This window comes from Rhodococcus sp. MH15 (assembly GCF_019266045.1).
Classification (GTDB): Bacteria; Actinomycetota; Actinomycetes; order Mycobacteriales; family Mycobacteriaceae; genus Rhodococcus_F; species Rhodococcus_F qingshengii.
Window position 1 is genome coordinate 555457 of sequence record NZ_LPNP01000061.1, and the last position, 19784, is coordinate 575240.

A 19784-nucleotide genomic window follows, 5' to 3' on the forward strand; every position below is an offset into this window, starting at 1 on the left:
ACGGCTTCTCCGCCGAGGTGTCCCTACTCGTCTGCAGGTGCCTCATCCGGGTCGCCGCCGCGTATCGACCACAGCAGACCGTCGAGCTCCTCGGGCTTCATGAGCACCTCGCGTGCCTTCGAGCCCTCGCTGGGTCCGACGACGCCGCGGTTTTCCATGAGGTCCATCAGTCTGCCGGCCTTGGCGAACCCGACTCGTAGCTTGCGCTGCAACATCGACGTCGAACCGAATTGACTCGTGATGACCAATTCCACGGCCTGCAGGAGGACATCCATGTCGTCCCCGATGTCAGGATCGACGTCTTTCTTCTCCCCTGCCTTCTGCGCGGTGACACCTTCGGTGTACTCGGGCTCGGCCTGGTTCTTCGCGAAGTCGACAACCGCCGAGATTTCCTCGTCGGTGATGAACGCGCCCTGCATACGGGTCGGCTTACCCGCGCCCATGGGCAGGAAGAGGCCGTCACCCATACCGATGAGCTTCTCGGCGCCGGGCTGATCGAGGATGACTCGCGAGTCCGTCAGTGAAGACGTCGCGAACGCCAGACGCGAAGGCACGTTGGTCTTGATCAGGCCGGTGACGACGTCGACGGACGGGCGCTGCGTTGCCAGCACCAGGTGGATACCGGCAGCACGGGCTTTCTGCGTGATGCGGACGATTGCTTCTTCGACGTCGCGCGGCGCGGTCATCATGAGGTCTGCCAGCTCGTCCACGATCGCCAGGATGTAGGGGTACGGACGGTAGACGCGCTCGCTGCCCAGCGGGGCGGTGATTTCGCCGGACTTGACCTTGGAGTTGAAGTCGTCGATATGACGCACCCGGTTGGCCTGCATGTCCTGGTAGCGCTGTTCCATCTCCTCGACCAACCAGGCCAGCGCTGCCGCTGCCTTCTTCGGCTGAGTGATGATCGGCGTGATCAGGTGCGGGATACCTTCGTACGGCGTGAGCTCGACCATCTTGGGGTCGATGAGGATCATCCGTACTTCTTCCGGCGTTGCTCGGGTGAGCAACGAGACGAGCATCGAGTTCACGAAGCTCGACTTACCCGAGCCGGTCGAACCTGCCACCAGAAGGTGGGGCATCTTCGCGAGGTTCGCACTGACGAAGTCACCTTCGATGTCCTTGCCCAGACCTATCACCAGTGGGTGGTGATCGCGTCGGGTGCTCGGCGCGTTCAAAACGTCGGCGAGGCGAACCATTTCGCGGTCGGAGTTCGGTACCTCGATGCCCACTGCGGACTTACCCGGAATGGGGGCCAGGAGGCGGACGTTGTCGGTTGCCACGGCGTACGCGATGTTGCGGGCGAGCGCGGTGATCTTCTCGACCTTCACGCCTGGGCCGAGTTCGACCTCGTAGCGCGTCACCGTCGGTCCGCGGGTGAAACCGGTAACAGCGGCATCGATCTTGAACTGTTCTAGGACTTCGCTGATCGCCTCGATCATCGCGTCGTTCGCAGAACTGCGGAGCTTGGGCGGGTCTCCCTCGATCAGCAACGTCGTCGGCGGGAGGTTGTAGTCGCCGTCGGTGACCCGATCGGTGACGAAGTGTTCCTTCTCCTCCGGCTCCGGTTCGGGTTTCGGCACGGGCTTGGCGATGGGGACCGAACGCGCAGGCACCTTGGGGCGCGGTGCCGGCGTCTCCACGACGGGCGCTGCCGCAGCCGCGACGGGCTCGTCGGGTACTGCGGTGTCGTCGGCGTTCCACAGACCGAGGACTTCGGTCTTCTTGTCTCCGGATTCGAACTCGTCCGTCGGGTAGTTGTCGATCGGTGCGCGTCGGCTGGTCCGCTTGGCGGGCTTGAGCGGCGGCTCGGCGTAGGTGTCGACCGGGTAGCCGTCGGCGTCGAACAGTGAAGGATCGTAAGCAGATTCGCCGTAGTGGTGCTCACCGTCCTCGTCGAATTCGGATCCGTAGTCGCCGTATTCATCCGAGCGATACGAGGCGCCGAAGAAGGACTGGAACTTGCTCGGCACCTCACGCAGAGTCGTTCCGGTCAGAAGGAGGATTCCGAATCCGGCGGCGATGACCAGCAGCGGCGCAGACAGCCAGACGGTGAGCCCGTTGGTGAGCGGGCCGCCCACGACGTATCCGACAAACCCTGCGCCGTTGGAGCGACCGGTGGCGTCTGTCGGTGAACCCGAGATGATGTGCCAGAGGCCGAGCGCCGGCAGACCGACCAGCAAGGATCCCATGATCAGTCGGGGCCGGATCTCAGGTTTCGGTTCGGTGCGCATCAACAGGATCGCGAGGCCGACGCCGACGATGGGGAGCACGGCCGAGGCCGCGCCGAAGATCGCCCGCACGAGGGTGTCGATGCCGCCGCCGATCGGACCACCGGCCTTGAACCAGACGCCACCGGCGATGACGACGCTGAATGCGATCAGGCCGAGCGCTATTCCGTCGCGGCGGTGGCCGGCTTCGATCTCGCCGACCTTACTGACGGTGCGTGTGGTGGCGCCGACGCCGCGGGCAGCCAGGGACCACCCGGCTCCGATTCCCTTGCCTACAGCGGCCAACGGGCTGGCCCGCTGAGAGGTTTTCGATACCGGGCGTCGCGCGGCCGACGACGTACCGGACGCCTTCTTGGGCGCCGGCTTGGAGCCTTTGCCCGACGCGGGGCGCCCACCAGCCCTGGCCGAAGTCGTGACATTTCGAGGAGTCGATACGGTTCGCGTGGTGCGCGAGGCACGAGGTTTTGCGGTTGCGCGCGCGCTCGGAGTAGAGGCTGACGACCTGGTCGATGCCCTGGACGTAGACGTGCTTGTACTGGATCCCCGGGCGCTCGACTTACCTGCCATGGAGTTCAGGCTAGTCTGTGCGACCCCATCTGGACCATCCGCAACACCAGCAACACTGGTGGCGAGTGCGAAACGTGATCTTCACAACCCGTCTGTCGAGCTCGGCTCCGGCAGAAGGGGGCCATCAGAAACTGCGATCGAGCGCCATCACGGATTGAACGTCGGCCAGTTCACCTTTGGCTTCGATCTTCACCTCGTTGCGACCGAAAGCGTGCAGCAGCAACTCGGCGGGTTCACCCTGCAGGACAACACTGCGAGAGCCGGATTTGTGGACGACCGCACTCTCGCCGGACGGAAGTTCGAAAATGACCTCGACAGCGGCTTTGCGGTAACCCATCTTGCCGATCTGCCGGGCGTACTTCCACAGCTGAGCCTGCCGACCCTCCGACAACGGACGCGGCGCCCAGTTCAGATGTGCGCGTCGTACATCTTCGTGGTGGATGAACATTTCCGTGGTATTTACCTGCGCGTCGAGCCAGTACATCGGCGACCACCGAGGCGGCCCACTCCGAACGTCGTCGAGGATCTCCTCCCACGGACGCGCCGCTGCGGCCTTACGCACGCTCTCGGTGTGACCGGCAAGAGGGCTCAACATGATTCCGGGAGCGGCGTCGAGACGCCGCTCCCGGACTATCAGATGTGCTGCCAGGTCACGATTGGTCCACTCCCCACACAGTGTCGGAGCATCGGGGCCGAATTCGACCATGCTGTCCACCAGGGCGAGTCGTTCGTCATGAGCGAAGGTCACCTTCGCCAAAGTACTCGAACCGGACCGGGTTCGAGCGGAAGCGACCTGCTGTGCCGAATCTACGGAACCGCGATGACCGTCGGAATGATCATCGGACGGCGGCGGTACTTGTCCGCAACCCAGCGTCCGACGACGCGGCGCACCGACTGCGCGATGCGATGAGCGTCGATGACGCCTTCGCTCGCCAACCGGGCCAGGTCCGATTCCACGAGATCCGCGGCAGCCTTGAGCGCAGTCGGATCGTCGGAGAAGCCGCGACCGGACACCTCGGGGGTGCTGACCGCACGGCCCGTCGACTCGTTGATGACGATGGTGATCGCGATGAAGCCGCCCTCACCGAGCACGAGACGATCGGACAGCGTCGGCTCACCGACATCGCCGACGGACAGACCGTCGACGTAGACGTGTCCGACCGGTACGCGTCCGACGATCTCGGCGAGGCCGTCCACCATGTCGACCACGACGCCGTCCTCGGCCAATACGATGCGCTCTTCCGGCACGCCGGTTGCCTTTGCCAGCGCGGCATTGGCACGTAGGTGCCGCCATTCACCGTGGACGGGCATGGCATTGGTGGGCCGAACCGCGTTGTACAGGTAGAGCAACTCACCGGCGGACGCGTGGCCCGAGACGTGAACCTTGGCGCTCTGCTGGGTCACGACGGTGGCACCGCGCTTGGCCAAACCGTTGACCACGGCAAAAACGGAGTTCTCGTTGCCCGGGATCAGCGAAGACGCGAGAACGACAAGGTCGTTGGCGCGGATGTTGATCTGACGGTGTTCGCCGCGCGCCATCCGCGAGAGCGCTGCCAACGGCTCACCCTGCGAACCCGTCGAAATGAGCACCAGGCGATCGTCGGGAAGGGTGGCGGCGGTGTCGATGTCTACGACGAGGCCGTCGGGCACCGTCAGGTAGCCCAGATCCTGGGCGATCTGCATGTTGCGGACCATCGAGCGGCCGACGAAGACGATGCGGCGGTTGTACCGAGCGGCTACGTCGACGACCTGCTGGATGCGATGCACGTGGCTGGCGAACGATGCCACGATGACGCGCTGCTTCGCCTTGCCGATGACGTTGTCGAGCACTCCCCCGATTTCGCGCTCGGGCGTGACGAATCCCGGAACCTCGGCGTTCGTCGAGTCGACGAGGAACAGGTCGACGCCCTCGTCGCCCAGGCGGGAGAATCCGGCGAGGTCGGTCAGGCGGCCGTCGAGAGGCAGCTGATCGAGCTTGATGTCACCGGTGTGCAGTACGACGCCGGCGTCGGTGCGAATCGCGATCGCGAGAGCGTCGGGAATCGAGTGGTTGACCGCGAAGTACTCGCAGTCGAACGGGCCATGGGTGGTGGTGTTTCCCTCGACGACCTCGACCAGGTTCGGACGCAGGCGATGCTCGCGGCACTTGGCGGCAACGAGAGCGAGAGTGAACTTCGCGCCGATGACCGGAATGTCCGCGCGCAGACGCAGCAAGAACGGCAGAGCACCGATGTGGTCCTCGTGTCCGTGAGTCAAGATGACGGCTTCGACGTCGTCCATACGGTCTTCGATGTAGCGGAAGTCCGGGAGGATCAGGTCGACGCCAGGCTGCTGGTCCTCGGGGAACAGCACACCGCAGTCGACGATCAGCAACTTGCCACGGTGCTCGAACACCGTCATGTTGCGACCGATTTCGCCGATGCCGCCCAGCGCGACGATGCGCAGACCCGATGCCGGCGCCTTCGGGGGTGTTCCGAGGCGACCCGTGGGATCGACGGCCGGACGGTTCTCGGGGCGCTTGTTTCCGCGCCCGTTGCCCGACTTCGATGCTGCCGGTCGGTTACCGCCGGAAGATTTGCGCGGCGACCTCTCTTCGGTCGACTTCTTGGGTGCAGCAGATTTGGTGGCAGCGGACTTGGTTGCTGCAGATTTGGTTGCTGCGGCCTTCTTGGGCGGGGCGGCTGCGGCGGGGGCCGCTTCTGCCGCCGGCGCAGCTGGTGCCTCTACCGGTGCGGCCTTTGCGGCCGTTTCGGGAGCCGGAGGCGAAGGCGGACCGGCTTGACGACTGGCACTACGACGTCGGGGGGGACGGGTCATTTACAAAACTCCTGCCGCATGCAGATCGGCGGCAAGACCGTCGATCTGCTCTTTAGTGGGTGCAACCTGCGGAAGGCGTGGTTCTCCGACATCGATTCCGATGAGTCGCAGACCCGCCTTCGAAGCGCTGACACCGCCGAGGCGGGCAACGGAACGAATCACAGGGATCAAACTGAGGTTTATCTCGCGTGCGCGGGCGATGTCGCCGGACACGAACGCGGTGTGAAGGTCACGGAGACGACCCGGAACAAGATGGCCGATGACGCTGACGAAGCCGGTGGCGCCGACAGCGAGCCACGGCAGATTCAGCGGGTCGTCGCCGGAGAAGAACTGAAGCTCGGTGGTGCCGATCAACTCTGCGCCGGCGTTGAGGTCGCCCTTGGCGTCCTTGACGGCCTTGATTCGCGGGTGCTCGGCGAGTCGGCGGATCGTCTCGGTCTCGATGGGAACGACGGAGCGGGGCGGAATGTCGTACAACATGACGGGCAGGTCGGTCGCGTTGGCGACGGCGGTGAAGTGTGCAAACAGTCCGGCCTGGGGCGGACGTGAGTAATACGGGGTGACGACGAGCAGACCGTGCGCTCCGGCGCGAGCCGCGTCACGTGCGAGTTCGACGCTGTGAGCGGTGTCGTTGCTGCCGGCGCCTGCAACGATCTTCGCGCGGTTACCGACGGCGTCGATCACTGCGCGGAGCAGGTCGAGCTTCTCGGACTCGGTGGTGGTGGGAGATTCACCGGTGGTACCGGCAAGAACGAGGCCGTCACAGCCGTTGTCGACGAGATGGGCTGCGAGGCGCACTCCCGCGTCGACGTCCAACTTCCCGTCGGCAGTGAACGGGGTCACCATCGCAACGGAAATGGTGCCGAACGGACGCTCGACAAGAGAAGCGGAATCACCGTAGGTCATGGTCAGAAGGTTACCCGGTTCAGCTCTTACTTCTGCACACGAGTCACGACTCGGCCGCAAATGCGCTGACGGCAATTTCCGATCCGTCGCTTCCGCGAAGAATCTCGTAGTCCCCGAACACATTTGGCGCGACATCACGAAGCTGACGCAGGCACTCGACCGCGACTCGCCGGATCTCGACATCCGCATGTTCGGTGGCACGCATCTCGACGAAGTGCCGCCAGGCCCGATAGTTCCCGGTCACGACCAAGCGCGTCTCGGTGGCGTTGGGCAGCACCGAGCGCGCAGCCTGCCTGGCTTGCTTGCCCCGCATCGGGGCACCGGGCACCGATTGCAGTTTCCCTTCGAGGGCAGTCAGCAGTTCCCCGTAAGCGCGACGGCTTTCGTCGGTGGCATTCAGAAACAGTGCTTCGAGCTCGGGATCACCTTCGACAGCAGGAGGCACGACGACGTTTGCATCGTTCTCACGGACGAATCGCTGCGAGAGTTGCGAGTACGAGAAGTGCCGGTGACGAATCAATTCGTGAGTGCACGAGCGCGAGATACCGGTGATGTAGAAGCTCACTGTCGCATGCTCGAGCACCGAAACGTGTCCGACCTCGAGCAGATGCCTCAGATAGCCGGCGTTGGTTGCGGTTCGCGGATTCGGCTTGGACCAACTCTGGTAGCAGGCTCGACCGGAGAACTCGACCAGCGCTTCGCCACCATCCGCGTCCGTCTCCCACGGAATGTCCTCGGGCGGGAAGAACTCGGACTTCGCCACCAACTGCACCTTCAGCGACACCGTGTTCGGCACAACCCACTCCTCGACAAGCACGAAACGACCAGCACGAAACCCGGGCGCCGTTCGCCTCAGGTGCTGGGCAACTCTATAGCGGTCGACCGCCCTCGATACCGAGTGACGTCATCACGTCCTTGACTGACGTCACTTTTGACGCCACTGTGGTGTCATGGACATTTCGGAGTACACCGCAAAGCTGCAGAACGACCTCGCCACTGCAGCCGGACTCGGCGACGATCACACGCGCCGGATTGCGGCGTCGTTGTCCGCCGCCATCGAACCCTCGGTCCGCCTGGTCTTGTTGGCCGCGGCGACGGAACTGGCCAAGGAGATCGGGGCGAAGCTGGGCGACCGAGAGGTCAAGGTCAATCTCGACGGAAGCGAATTACTGGTCGACGTCGTTCGCCCGCCGAACTCGACCGGCGGCGAGGGTGCAAACGAGAAGGCAGACGACGAGAAGAAGGACTCAACCTACTCGTTCGACGACGTCAGCGGAGATATCAGCCGGGTGACGTTGAGGATGATGGAGCAGATCAAAGCCCGCGCCGAGGAGGCCGCCAATCAGAACGGAGTCTCCCTCAACTCGTGGGTTTCACAAGCCGTCCAGGGCGCATTGCGGGACCAGATGCGCAAGAACGGCATGGACTAGCTCGACGCCAACCCGATCACCGAATGATCTAATTGCGCAACTGCAGTAATCACGAACCGTTGCCGCAAGGCGAGAAGGAGCACGTTCATGGCCGTTTCGGGCGTCAAGGAATTCGAGATCAAGGCTGATCCGGAAACGGTGATGAAGGCCGTAGCAGCCGTCGATCGGCTGCCGGAGTGGTCGTCTGCACACAAGAAGATCACCATCGAGAGCACCCACGACGACGGTCGCCCCCATCGCGTTCGCATGGCCGTGTCCATTCTGGGAATCAACGACGAGCAGGTAGTCGACTACACCTTCGAGGGCGACGAGAAGGTGACCTGGACCCTCGTGGAGAGTGGTCAGCAGAACCAGCAGGACGGCTCGTACGTCTTGACTCCCACCGACGGTGGAACCAAAGTCACCTTCGAACTGACCATCGATCCCAAGATCCCGCTGCCGGGCTTCCTGGTGAAGAAGGCACAGAAGACGGCCCTGGAAACAGCGAGCAAGGGCCTGACGAAGTTCGTCGAAAACTTCTGAGCGCACACGCAATTCAGGCGGCCCTTACTTCGGCGTTCATCGCCGGGTAAGGGCCGTTTGCTGTGAAGCCGAGCTGTGTTTTCGCGGAAGTCCCTGCCGATGTTGAAGATTCGCCGGTAGCCGGGGACCGCCCGGAGTAACGTCGGCCGCGTGTCCGCCGAGACCGCAGAGCCCAACTCCATGGCACCCGTGCGCATCCTCGTCTACAGCGACGACGCACACACGCGCGAGCAAGTTCGGCTCGCTCTCGGAGAGCGCCCACATCCGTCGATGCCCACCATCGACTACATCGAGGTCGCGACGGCACCGATCGTCGTAGCCAAGCTCGACGCCGGCGGAATCGACCTCGCCATCCTCGACGGCGAGGCGAGTCCGGCGGGCGGCATGGGCGTCGCGAAACAACTCAAGGACGAGATCGCCGACTGTCCACCGATCCTCGTACTGACCGGTCGACCCGACGATGCGTGGCTGGCGTCGTGGTCGAGAGCGGAAGCCTCAGTGCCGCGGCCGATAGATCCGATCGAACTTGCTTCCACCGTCATCGCGCTTCTGCGTCGACAACTGAGCCGGTGAGCACCCGTTGCAGCGGTGATTCGTTGCGGCGCCGACTACTTCGGACTTTCGAGAGCGAAACTCGGCACCCCGAAAACGAACCCAATGTCGGAGGCCTCCCCTAGTGTGGGTGTCGCAGGTCACATAAGTATCGAATTGCTGGCAGTATCGAAATCGAACGGCACCTTCGGGCTGGGCGGACATCCGCACAGCGGAGAGGAGTTCGGGTGACATGAACGCTTACATCCCCATTCTCGTCCTCGGGGTCATCGCGATGGCCTTCGCTGTGGTGTCGGTTGTTCTCGCGTCCGTGGTCGGCCCGAAGCGGTACAACAGGGCGAAACTCGAAGCCTACGAATGCGGAATCGAACCGGCACCCCGTACCGCCGGTGGCGGGCGGTTTCCCGTCAAGTTCTATCTGACGGCAATGCTGTTCATCATCTTCGACATCGAGATCGTCTTCCTCTATCCGTGGGCGGTGCATTTCGATTCGCTCGGCTTGTTCGGCCTCGCGGCGATGGGCCTTTTCATAGTCAACGTCTCGGTGGCATACGCATACGAATGGCGACGAGGCGGTCTCGGTTGGGACTAGGCCAGCGGACACAGGTACAGCACACATACGTCAGACAAAACCGGTCACACCGCAGCTGTTACGACTGAAAAGAGTCGGATATGGGTCTCGAAGAAAAGCTCCCCAGCGGATTTCTACTGACCACTGTCGAGGGCCTGGCAGGGTATGCCCGCAAAGGATCACTGTGGCCTGCCACCTTCGGGCTCGCGTGCTGCGCGATCGAGATGATGGCAACCACGTCCGGTCGCTTCGACCTGGCGCGGTTCGGCATGGAGGCATTCCGCGCGTCGCCGCGACAGGCAGACCTTCTGATCGTGGCCGGGCGGGTCAGTCAAAAGATGGGGCCGGTACTTCGTCAGGTCTACGACCAGATGGCCGAGCCGAAATGGGTTCTGGCCATGGGTGTGTGTGCGTCGTCCGGCGGAATGTTCAACAACTACGCAGTGGTACAGGGCGTCGACCACATCGTGCCGGTCGACATCTACTTGCCCGGCTGTCCGCCGCGGCCGGAGATGCTCCTGAACGCGATCATCGAACTGCACCGAAAGATCCAGGAGATGCCCCTCGGCGTGAACCGCGAAGAGGCACGCGCGGCAGCCGAGCGCGCCGCACTGGCATCCACCCCCACCATCGACATGAAGGGGCTTCTGCGATGACCGCGGGCAACAACGGATCGAGGGGGATGTTCGGGGTCCGCGGCAGTGGTGACACCTCGGGCTACAGCCGGCTCGCCCCGCCGATCTCAGTAGAGGACAAGGCCTCTCGACCGTTCGGTGAATACTTCGACGAAGTTGCGGACTCGTTGGACGCCGCATTGCGCAGCGCGGGCAGCACTTTCACCGATGCAATCGAGCGGGTAGTGATCTTTCGAGACGAGATGACGCTGCACGTCGAACGGTCTCACCTCCCGCAGGTCGCGCGCAGACTGCGCGACGAACCGGAACTGCGCTTCGAACTTTGCCTGGGTGTCGATGGAGTCCACTATCCGCAGGACACCGGTCGCGAGCTCCACGCCGTGTATCCATTTGCTTCGATCACGCACAACCGCCGGATCAGACTGGAAGTGTCCGTGCCGGACTCCGATCCACATATTCCGTCCATCGTCGGGATATACCCCACCAACGATTGGCACGAGCGTGAGACCTACGACTTCTTCGGGATCGTCTTCGACGGTCACCCGGCCCTGACCCGTATCGAGATGCCCGACGACTGGAAGGGCCACCCACAGCGCAAGGACTATCCGCTCGGCGGTATCCCGGTCGAGTACAAGGGCGCCCAGACTCCTCCACCCGACGAGCGTAGGTCGTACAACTGATGAACGAGACGACAGGAAGCAACTCCGGTGCCACGACGGAAACCGTCGTCACAGCATCGGGTCAGGACTGGGACGACATCGTCACCGCGGCCGCTCGCCAGCGAACCGGCGAGGCCGAACGGATCGTGGTCAACATGGGCCCGCAGCATCCGTCCACTCACGGCGTCTTGCGCCTCATTCTCGAAATCGAGGGTGAGACAGTCGTGGAAGCTCGGTGTGGAATCGGCTACCTGCACACCGGAATCGAAAAGAATCTCGAATACCGGAACTGGACGCAGGGCGTCACTTTCGTTACTCGAATGGACTACCTGTCACCGTTCTTCAACGAAACCGCGTACTGCCTCGGAGTCGAAAAACTTCTCGGCATCACCGACGACATTCCCGAGCGAGCCACCGTCATTCGCGTGATGATGATGGAGCTCAATCGAATCTCGTCGCACCTTGTCGCCCTGGCAACCGGTGGAATGGAACTGGGCGCCGTGACGGCGATGCTGTTCGGATTCCGCGAACGCGAATTGATTCTGGACGTGTTCGAGACGATCACCGGACTGCGGATGAATCACGCCTACATCAGGCCTGGTGGTCTCGCTCAGGATCTACCCGACGGGTCGGTCGCGAAGGTACGAGAACTGTTGAAGGTCCTACCGAAACGGTTGCGTGACGTCGAACTGATGCTCAGCGACAACTCCATCTGGAAAGCCCGCACCCAGGGAATCGGATATCTCGATCTCACCGGCTGCATGGCGCTCGGCGTGACGGGGCCGGTCCTACGCGCCACGGGTCTCCCCCACGATCAGCGTCGAGCGCAGCCCTACTGCGGCTACGAGAACTACGAGTTCGACGTCGTGACGCACGACGGATCCGATTGCTACGGAAGGTACGTCATCCGTGTCGAGGAGATGAAGGAGTCCCTCAAGATCGTCGAGCAGTGCCTCGACAAACTGCAACCGGGGCCGGTCATGGTGGACGACAAGAAGATCGCCTGGCCTGCCGATCTCGCTGTCGGACCGGATGGCCTCGGCAATTCGCAGAAGCACATCGCCAAGATCATGGAGTCGTCCATGGAGGGTCTGATTCACCATTTCAAACTGGTCACCGAAGGAATCCGCGTGCCGCCCGGCCAGGTGTACGCCGCCGTCGAGTCCCCGCGTGGCGAGTTGGGTGTGCACATGGTCAGCGACGGGGGAACCCGGCCGTACCGCGTCCATTTCCGGGATCCGTCATTCACCAACCTTCAAGCGGTAGCGGCGATGTGCGAGGGAGGCATGGTGTCCGACGTGATCGCCTCGGTTGCCAGTATCGATCCCGTCATGGGCGGAGTGGACCGATGACCGGCCCGAACGGCTCGTCACGGGTGTTCATCGAACTCGGGCCGCGCCCGGACGAGCCCACGCAACTGGTACGCCCTGGCGCACGATCGAGTTATCCGCCTGACGTACTCGCCCGACTCGACGCCGATGCCGAAACCGTCATCGCTCGTTACCGTGAGCCTGACGCCGCGGCGACCACCAGTCGATCAGCCCTCCTGCCGCTCCTTCATCTCGTGCAGTCCGAGGACGGGTACATCACCCCGGCCGGGATCGATTTCTGCAGTGCCAAGCTGGGTTTGACCGGCGCCGAGGTTGCCGCCGTTTCCACCTTCTACTCGATGTATCGCCGTGGTCCGACGGGTGAGTATCTGGTCGGAGTCTGCACCAACACGCTGTGCGCGATCATGGGCGGAGACGACATCCTCGCAGCACTCGAAGAGCATCTCGGGTCAGCAGGCTCCAGAGACGAAGGCGGACACTCCATCTCGACGTCCGACGGCAAGATCACCCTCGAACACATCGAGTGCAATGCGGCGTGCGACTACGCCCCCGTCATGATGATCAACTGGGAGTTCTTCGACAACCAGACTCCGGAATCGGCGCGCTCACTCGTCGATGCGCTCCGCGCCGGAGAGCGCGTGACACCCAGTCGCGGTGCCACACTGTGTTCGTTCCGACAGACCGCACGCACCTTGGCCGGGTTCCCGGATACGCGAATCGAAGCAGCCGAAGCACAAACAATCGGCGGGGCAACTCTTGCCGGACTGCGTATCAGCCGATCTCACGACGACAACCCACCCGGCTCGGCCTCAGCAGCCGACGCTCCCGGCGAAGGGAAGTGACATGACACTCGCCCCCGTACTGAGTCGCTACTGGGATCAACCGAACTCGTGGACTCTCGACAGCTACCTTCGTCACGACGGCTACCAAGCCCTACGCAAAGCGCTAGCCATGTCCCCCGACGCCGTGATCGAAACGGTCAAGGACGCGGGCCTTCGTGGGCGCGGTGGCGCCGGTTTCCCGACGGGCCTCAAGTGGAGTTTCATCCCACAGAGCACCGAAGACAAGCCAGGAGACGGCAAGCCTCACTATCTCGTCGTCAATGCCGACGAGTCCGAACCGGGCACATGCAAGGACATGCCGTTGATGATGGCGACCCCACACACGTTGGTCGAGGGAGTCATCATCGCGGCGTATGCAATTCGAGCGGCCAAGGCGTTCATCTACGTCCGGGGCGAGGTGGTCCCGGTCCTGCGACGTCTGCAGACCGCCGTGGCCGAGGCCTACGCGGCCGGATACCTGGGCCGCAACATCCTCGGTTCGGGATTCGACTTGGATCTCGTCGTGCACGCGGGAGCAGGCGCGTACATCTGTGGTGAGGAGACAGCCCTCCTCGATTCGTTGGAGGGACGACGCGGTCAGCCTCGACTGCGGCCGCCATTCCCCGCCGTCGCCGGCCTCTACGCCTGCCCGACCGTCGTCAACAACGTCGAGTCCATCGCGAGTGTGCCGTCGATCGTCCTGGGCGGCCCGGAGTGGTTCCGGTCGATGGGAAGCGAGAAGTCGCCGGGGTTCACGTTGTACTCGCTCTCTGGTCATGTCACCACTCCCGGCCAGTACGAGGCGCCGCTCGGCATCACGTTGCGAGAACTTCTCGACTACGCGGGCGGCGTTCGCACCGGGCACACCCTCAAGTTCTGGACTCCCGGCGGATCCTCGACTCCGATCTTCACCGACGAACATCTCGATGTCCCACTCGACTACGAGGGCGTCGGCGCGGCGGGATCGATGCTCGGCACCAAAGCACTGCAGATATTCGACGACACAACCTGCATCGTGCGTGCGGTGCTGCGGTGGACCGAGTTCTATGCCCACGAATCCTGCGGTAAATGCACGCCGTGCCGCGAAGGCACGTACTGGCTGGTGCAGATCCTGCGTCGGCTCGAAGGCGGAACAGGTACTGAAGCTGATCTCACCAAACTTCTCGACATCTCGGACACCATCCTCGGAAAATCCTTCTGCGCGTTGGGCGACGGAGCGACCAGCCCGATCATGTCCTCCCTGAAGTACTTCCGCGAGGAATACGTAGCGCATTTCGACAGCAACGGATGCCCGTTCGATCCTCGCCGATCCGTTCTCGCGACAGGAGCGTTCGTCTCATGACTGCAGCCGACGCTACCAAGAACGACGCCACCAAGACCGACACGGCACCGCCCACTGATCTGGTCGCCCTCACCATCGACGGCCGGGAACTCCAGGTACCCAAGGGCACGTTGATCATTCGCGCTGCAGAGATGATCGGCACACAGATTCCGCGGTTCTGCGATCATCCTCTTCTGGACCCGGTCGGGGCGTGCCGACAGTGCATCGTGGAGGTCGAAGGTCAACGCAAGCCGGTGGCGTCCTGCACGACACCGGTTGCGGACGGAATGGTCGTCACCACACAGCTCACGTCACCGGTGGCGGAGAAGGCGCAGCGCGGGGTGATGGAACTCCTGCTCATCAACCACCCTCTGGACTGCCCCGTGTGTGACAAGGGCGGCGAGTGTCCGCTTCAAAACCAGGCGATGTCGACCGGTCGCACCGAATCCCGGTTCGGTGAGGAGAAAAGGACCTACCCCAAGCCCATCCCACTCTCGTCCGAAATCCTGCTCGACCGCGAGCGTTGCGTCCTCTGCGCCAGATGCACACGGTTTTCGGGCCAGATCGCCGGCGACCCGTTCATCGATCTCCTCGAGCGTGGCGCGCTTCAACAGGTCGGGATCTACGCCAACGAGCCCTTCGAGTCCTACTTCTCGGGCAACACCATCCAGGTGTGCCCGGTCGGCGCGCTTACCAGTACGGCATACCGATTCCGGGCGCGACCGTTCGATCTGGTGTCCAGCCCCAGCGTGTGTGAACACTGCGCCGACGGATGTGCTCAGCGCACGGACCACCGTCGCGGAAAGGTTCTCCGCCGTCTCGCCGGGGACGACCCCGAAGTCAACGAGGAATGGAACTGCGACAAGGGCCGTTTCGCATTCACGTACACGACCCAAGGTGATCGGATCACCACTCCCCTGATCCGCAACGCTGACGGCGAATTGATTCCGGCGTCGTGGCCCATGGCACTCGACCTCGTTGCGCGATCCTTCGCGCAGGCCCGCGGTGACGCAGGCGTACTCGTCGGCGGACGCTCTACCTTGGAGGACGCCTACGCCTACGGCAAGTTCGCGCGAGTTGCTCTCGCTACCAACAACATCGACTTCCGAATCCGTGCTCATTCTGCCGAAGAGGCAGGTTTCCTCTCAGCACACGTCGCCGGCCGCACACTCGAAGAGTCGGTGACGTACCAGGACCTCGAGTCGGCCCCGGCCGCATTGCTGGTAGGTCTCGAGCCCGAGGAGGAGTCACCGATCATCTTCCTGCGGCTGCGCAAGGCCGCACGTTTCGGCAAGACGACGGTGCTCTCCAGCGCGCCATTCGCTACGCGCGGCCTGCAGAAGATGGGCGGCTCTTTGCTTCAGACCGTACCCGGAAGTGAAGCAGCTCTGATGGATTCGTTGGCTCGCCCTGGAAATGAGGAGGGCCAGCTCCTCCGGCAGCCCGGTGCAGTGATCCTGTTGGGCGAACGACTCAGTGAGGTGGCGGGCGGCTTCGCCGCGGCGGTACGTCTCGCCGAAGCGACAGGAGCTTGTTTGGCTTGGGTCCCACGCCGCGCTGGTGATCGCGGCGCCGTCGAGGCCGGCGCACTACCGGGATTGCTTCCCGGCGGACGCCCCGTTGCGGACCCGGCGGCACGTCAGGAGGTGGAATCAGTGTGGAGGGCCTCCATCCCGGCATCCGACGGGCGCGACGCCGCGAGTCTGCTGGATCCGGGGCAGACGACTGCTGCCCTTCTTGTCGGCGGCGTCGAATTGAGTGATCTCCCGAACCCGGCGAAGGCAAGGGCCGCGATCGAAGCAGCAGGGTTCGTGGTGAGTTTGGAGATCCGTCACAGCGGAGTCACCGAACTCGCCGACGTCGTCTTCCCGGTGGCACCGGTCGCCGAGAAGCCCGGAACCTTCCTCGACTGGGAAGGCCGCGAGCGCGTGTTCGACACCGCGTTGAGAACGACAGGAGTGATGCCGGATCAGCGCGTTCTCCACGCGATCGCAGCCGAGATGGGCATCGATCTGGGCCTACCCGACGCAGATTCCGCACGCTCGGAGATACACCGCCTCGGCGCTTGGTCCGGATCGCGCCCCACCTCGCCTCAGGTCCCGTCAGGCACCATGCCCACACCGGCACTGGGCGAGGCAGTGTTGTCGAGTTGGCGAATGCTGCTCGACAACGGCCGATTGCAAGACGGCGAGCCCAACCTGGCGGGTACGGCACGGCTCCCACTCGTACGTTTGTCTGCCGAGACCGCTGCCGAGATCGGCGCCGACAACGGCGATCACGTTGCGGTGTCGACTGAATCCGGTTCCATCACATTACCGTTGGAGATCACCGAACTCCCGCCTCGAACAGTCTGGCTCCCGCTCAATTCACCGGGTAGCACGATCTACGAAACGCTCTGCGTTACCGCGGGTTCCGTGGTGAAGATTGCGAAGGCGGGAGCGCAATGACCACCCACGAGTACGGGACCGTGTCAGCTCCGGTCGACCTGTCGGCGTTCGGGCACGACCCGTGGTGGTTGGTGATCGGCAAGGCTCTCGCCATTTTCGTGTTCCTCGTACTCACACCGCTGGTGGCAATTTACGCGGAACGAAAGGTCATGGCACGCATGCAGATGCGTGTCGGACCGAACCGCGTCGGCCCCCGTGGAATGCTCCAGAGTCTCGCTGACGGAATCAAGCTCGCCCTCAAGGAGGGCATCACACCGACCGGCGCCGACAAACCGATTTATCTCCTCGCGCCCGTCATCGCAGTCGTGCCCGCGTTCATGGCCTTTGCCGTCATCCCGTTCGGTCCGCAGGTGTCGATCTTCGGAACCCTTTCACCCCTGCAACTGACCGATCTTCCGGTCGGAGTTCTCTACATCCTCGCCGTGACTTCAATCGGTGTGTACGGGATCGTGCTTGCCGGCTGGTCGTCCGGATCGACGTATCCACTACTGGGCGCACTTCGATCGACCGCGCAGGTCATCTCCTACGAGGTAGCAATGGGGCTGTCCTTCGCCGCCGTCTTCCTCTACGCCGGAACGATGTCCACGTCCGGAATCGTCAGTGCCCAACAAGGTGCCTGGTACGTCTTTCTCCTCCTGCCGTCCTTCCTGATCTACGTGACAGCCATGGTCGGCGAAACCAACAGGGCTCCCTTCGACCTTCCCGAGGCCGAGGGTGAACTGGTGGGTGGGTTCCACACCGAGTACTCCTCACTCAAGTTCGCGATGTTCATGCTGGCCGAGTACGTGAACATGGTGACGGTGTCCGCTCTGGCCACGACACTGTTCCTGGGCGGGTGGCACGCACCGTTCCCGTTCAACCTGTGGGACGGCGCCAATTCCGGTTGGTGGCCCGTGCTGTGGTTTGTTGCCAAGGTGTGGGGCTTCCTCTTCGTCTTCATCTGGCTGCGCAGTACCCTTCCGCGGTTGCGCTACGACCAGTTCATGAATCTCGGATGGAAGATTCTCATCCCCGCTGCCTTGGTGTGGGTGATGGTGATCGCGACTGTTCGTGCCTTCCGCAACGAGGGTTACAACACCTGGGTCGTACTTCTTTGCGTCGCACTGGTTCTCGGAGCTGCGCTCCTGATCGTGTTGGCCGGGACTTACCGCAGCCGACGCCGTACTGCCGCGTTGGTACCCGATTCGGGGACCCGGCCTTTCGATGCGATGTCGGGCGGCTTCCCGGTTCCACCCCTACCTGGTCAAACGCTGCCGACCCGAAAACTACCGGGTCAGAACGTGCCACCGCCGCGGCGGACAGATGTTTCCGACACATCGGAGGACTCCCATGCCTGATTTCCTCGGACCTATCGCGGGTTTCGGAGTGACGCTCTCGACAATGTTCAAGAAACCCGAGACCGAGTTCTATCCGGAGGAGAAGCGGCCCACCGCGCCCGGATACCACGGTCGCCATCAACTCAACCGGTATGCGGACGGACTCGAGAAGTGCATCGGTTGCGAACTGTGTGCCTGGGCCTGCCCCGCCGACGCGATCTATGTCGAGGGTGCTGACAACACCGAAGAAGAACGGTTCTCCCCCGGCGAGCGTTACGGGCGGGTGTATCAGATCAACTACCTGCGGTGCATCGGCTGTGGCCTCTGCGTCGAGGCTTGCCCCACTCGGGCTCTCACCATGACCAACGAGTACGAGATGACCGACGACAACCGAGCCGGGTTGATCTACGAGAAGGACCGCCTTCTCGCGCCCCTGAAACCCGACATGGCAGCGCCACCACACGCGCTGCGTCCCGGCACAACTCAGGACGACTACTACCGCGGCGACATCACAGCAGCTCCCGAACAGGCAGTACCCGAGCAAGAGCCGAACCCGGAGACCGAGAAATGATCGCGGCGGTCACGACCACGATCCTGGCGGAGGGAACGATGACATCGACCTCCACCGGCGAGGCGGTGCAGTTCTGGATCCTCGGAACCCTTGCGGTGATCAGCGCTTTGGGCGTGGTCGCCGCCCCCAAGGCCGTCTACTCTGCGCTCTTCCTTGCAATGACGATGATCATCCTGGCCGTCTTCTACATCGTGCAGGGCGCACTGTTCCTGGGTGTCGTCCAGGTCGTCGTCTATACCGGCGCAGTGATGATGTTGTTCCTGTTCGTCCTGATGCTGGTCGGCGTGGATTCTTCGGACTCCTTGGTCGAAACGCTACGGGGACAACGCGTCAGCGCGATCGTGATCGGTGTCGGATTCGGGCTACTCCTTATCGGCGGCCTCGGAAATGCGTCGATCTCGGGGTTCACCGGATTCACCGGACTCGACCAGGGCAACATCGACGCTCTCGCCGATCTCATCTTCATCCGCTACGTCTGGGCCTTCGAACTGACCGGCGCACTGCTGATCACGGCGACACTTGGCGCAATGATGCTCGCGCATCGGGAGAAGATCGGAGCCACACTCAGCCAACGCGAACTCTCGCAGCAACGATTCGCGTACCTGGGCAGCGATGAGAGCAATCCCGACAAGGGCTCGGCCACTCCCCTCCCCAGTCCCGGCGTGTACGCACGTCACAACGCAGTGGACATGCCGGCACTGTTGCCCGACGGAACGTTCTCGACGCTCTCCGTCAGCAGCGCACTCACTCCGCGTTCCCCGGATCCGAGTACCGGTGAGGAGTCTGCGCGATGAATCCCGAGAATTACCTGTATCTGTCGGTCCTGTTGTTCACCATCGGGGCTGCGGGAGTCCTCCTGCGACGCAACGCCATCGTGGTGTTCATGTGTATCGAATTGATGCTCAACGCCGCCAACCTGGCATTCGTGACCTTCGCGCGCATGCACGGCAATCTGGACGGCCAGATCTTCGCCTTCTTCACGATGGTGGTAGCTGCTGCCGAAGTAGTCGTCGGCTTGGCAATCATCATGATCATCTTCCGATCTCGGCGTTCTGTATCCGTCGACGACGCAGACCTGCTGAAGTACTGA

At 63.1% G+C, this 19784-nt stretch carries 19 protein-coding genes; 14 read left to right on the forward strand and 5 right to left on the reverse strand.

Annotated elements, in window-relative coordinates; genetic code table 11:
• Positions 1 to 23: 23 nt before the first annotated feature.
• From ATN37_RS10555 to thyX, 5 genes are all read right to left on the reverse strand, one after another.
• Entirely contained in the window at positions 24 to 2795 is a 2772-nt protein-coding gene (locus tag ATN37_RS10555; RefSeq protein ID WP_030535561.1) for a DNA translocase FtsK, read from the reverse strand.
• A 124-nt stretch (positions 2796 to 2919) separates the two neighbouring features.
• A complete protein-coding gene (locus ATN37_RS10560) occupies positions 2920 to 3543 on the reverse strand; it encodes a TIGR03085 family metal-binding protein (protein ID WP_007735153.1) in 624 nt (207 codons plus the stop codon).
• A gap of 59 nt (positions 3544 to 3602) precedes the next feature.
• Complete coding sequence (locus tag ATN37_RS10565) at positions 3603 to 5612, reverse strand: ribonuclease J (protein WP_050655788.1); 2010 nt, start codon at positions 5610 to 5612, stop codon at positions 3603 to 3605.
• Positions 5613 to 6518: a 4-hydroxy-tetrahydrodipicolinate synthase gene (gene dapA, locus ATN37_RS10570; RefSeq protein WP_003942142.1), complete on the reverse strand. Its 906-nt coding sequence runs from the start codon at positions 6516 to 6518 to the stop codon at positions 5613 to 5615.
• Between the two features lie 43 nt (positions 6519 to 6561).
• Positions 6562 to 7314 carry an FAD-dependent thymidylate synthase gene (gene thyX, locus ATN37_RS10575; RefSeq protein WP_003942250.1) on the reverse strand — a complete coding sequence of 251 codons (753 nt, stop codon included), beginning with the start codon at positions 7312 to 7314 and terminating at the stop codon, positions 6562 to 6564.
• Positions 7315 to 7468: 154 nt separating this feature from the next.
• Here thyX and ATN37_RS10580 point away from each other — a divergent pair, with 154 nt between their 5' ends.
• The 14 genes from ATN37_RS10580 (at position 7469) to nuoK (ending at position 19784) form a co-directional block, all read left to right on the forward strand.
• The gene (locus ATN37_RS10580) at positions 7469 to 7948 is read left to right on the forward strand and encodes a toxin-antitoxin system HicB family antitoxin (protein WP_217018760.1); all 480 of its coding nucleotides are present in this window, start codon (positions 7469 to 7471) and stop codon (positions 7946 to 7948) included.
• An 87-nt stretch (positions 7949 to 8035) separates the two neighbouring features.
• Positions 8036 to 8470, forward strand: coding sequence for an SRPBCC family protein (locus tag ATN37_RS10585; protein WP_003942203.1), 435 nt, complete (start codon positions 8036 to 8038; stop codon positions 8468 to 8470).
• 180 nt (positions 8471 to 8650) lie between these two features.
• Entirely contained in the window at positions 8651 to 9043 is a 393-nt protein-coding gene (locus tag ATN37_RS10590; RefSeq protein ID WP_217018895.1) for a hypothetical protein, read from the forward strand.
• A 211-nt stretch (positions 9044 to 9254) separates the two neighbouring features.
• Positions 9255 to 9614, forward strand: a complete 360-nt coding sequence (locus tag ATN37_RS10595) for an NADH-quinone oxidoreductase subunit A (protein WP_003942165.1) — start codon at positions 9255 to 9257, stop codon at positions 9612 to 9614.
• Between the two features lie 80 nt (positions 9615 to 9694).
• Positions 9695 to 10249: an NADH-quinone oxidoreductase subunit B family protein gene (locus ATN37_RS10600; RefSeq protein WP_003942234.1), complete on the forward strand. Its 555-nt coding sequence runs from the start codon at positions 9695 to 9697 to the stop codon at positions 10247 to 10249.
• Positions 10246 to 10908, forward strand: a complete 663-nt coding sequence (locus ATN37_RS10605; RefSeq protein WP_217018759.1) for an NADH-quinone oxidoreductase subunit C — start codon at positions 10246 to 10248, stop codon at positions 10906 to 10908. Before ATN37_RS10600 ends, ATN37_RS10605 begins: the two co-directional genes overlap by 4 nt.
• Positions 10908 to 12239 (forward strand): NADH dehydrogenase (quinone) subunit D, encoded by a 1332-nt coding sequence (nuoD, locus tag ATN37_RS10610; RefSeq protein ID WP_054188537.1) that lies wholly within the window; start codon positions 10908 to 10910, stop codon positions 12237 to 12239. Before ATN37_RS10605 ends, nuoD begins: the two co-directional genes overlap by 1 nt.
• Positions 12236 to 13060 (forward strand): NADH-quinone oxidoreductase subunit NuoE, encoded by an 825-nt coding sequence (nuoE, locus tag ATN37_RS10615; protein WP_003942123.1) that lies wholly within the window; start codon positions 12236 to 12238, stop codon positions 13058 to 13060. The genes nuoD and nuoE overlap by 4 nt, the downstream gene beginning before the upstream one ends.
• Position 13061: 1 nt before the next feature.
• Positions 13062 to 14381: an NADH-quinone oxidoreductase subunit NuoF gene (nuoF, locus tag ATN37_RS10620; protein WP_050655787.1), complete on the forward strand. Its 1320-nt coding sequence runs from the start codon at positions 13062 to 13064 to the stop codon at positions 14379 to 14381.
• Positions 14378 to 16807, forward strand: a complete 2430-nt coding sequence (locus ATN37_RS10625; protein WP_217018758.1) for an NADH-quinone oxidoreductase subunit G — start codon at positions 14378 to 14380, stop codon at positions 16805 to 16807. The genes nuoF and ATN37_RS10625 overlap by 4 nt, the downstream gene beginning before the upstream one ends.
• Positions 16804 to 18144, forward strand: a complete 1341-nt coding sequence (gene nuoH, locus ATN37_RS10630; RefSeq protein ID WP_218695092.1) for an NADH-quinone oxidoreductase subunit NuoH — start codon at positions 16804 to 16806, stop codon at positions 18142 to 18144. Before ATN37_RS10625 ends, nuoH begins: the two co-directional genes overlap by 4 nt.
• On the forward strand, positions 18137 to 18694 hold the full coding sequence (gene nuoI, locus ATN37_RS10635; RefSeq protein ID WP_003942192.1) for an NADH-quinone oxidoreductase subunit NuoI: 558 nt from the start codon (positions 18137 to 18139) through the stop codon (positions 18692 to 18694). Before nuoH ends, nuoI begins: the two co-directional genes overlap by 8 nt.
• Positions 18691 to 19488 carry an NADH-quinone oxidoreductase subunit J gene (locus ATN37_RS10640; protein WP_218695093.1) on the forward strand — a complete coding sequence of 266 codons (798 nt, stop codon included), beginning with the start codon at positions 18691 to 18693 and terminating at the stop codon, positions 19486 to 19488. The genes nuoI and ATN37_RS10640 overlap by 4 nt, the downstream gene beginning before the upstream one ends.
• The gene (gene nuoK, locus ATN37_RS10645) at positions 19485 to 19784 is read left to right on the forward strand and encodes an NADH-quinone oxidoreductase subunit NuoK (RefSeq protein ID WP_003942238.1); all 300 of its coding nucleotides are present in this window, start codon (positions 19485 to 19487) and stop codon (positions 19782 to 19784) included. Before ATN37_RS10640 ends, nuoK begins: the two co-directional genes overlap by 4 nt.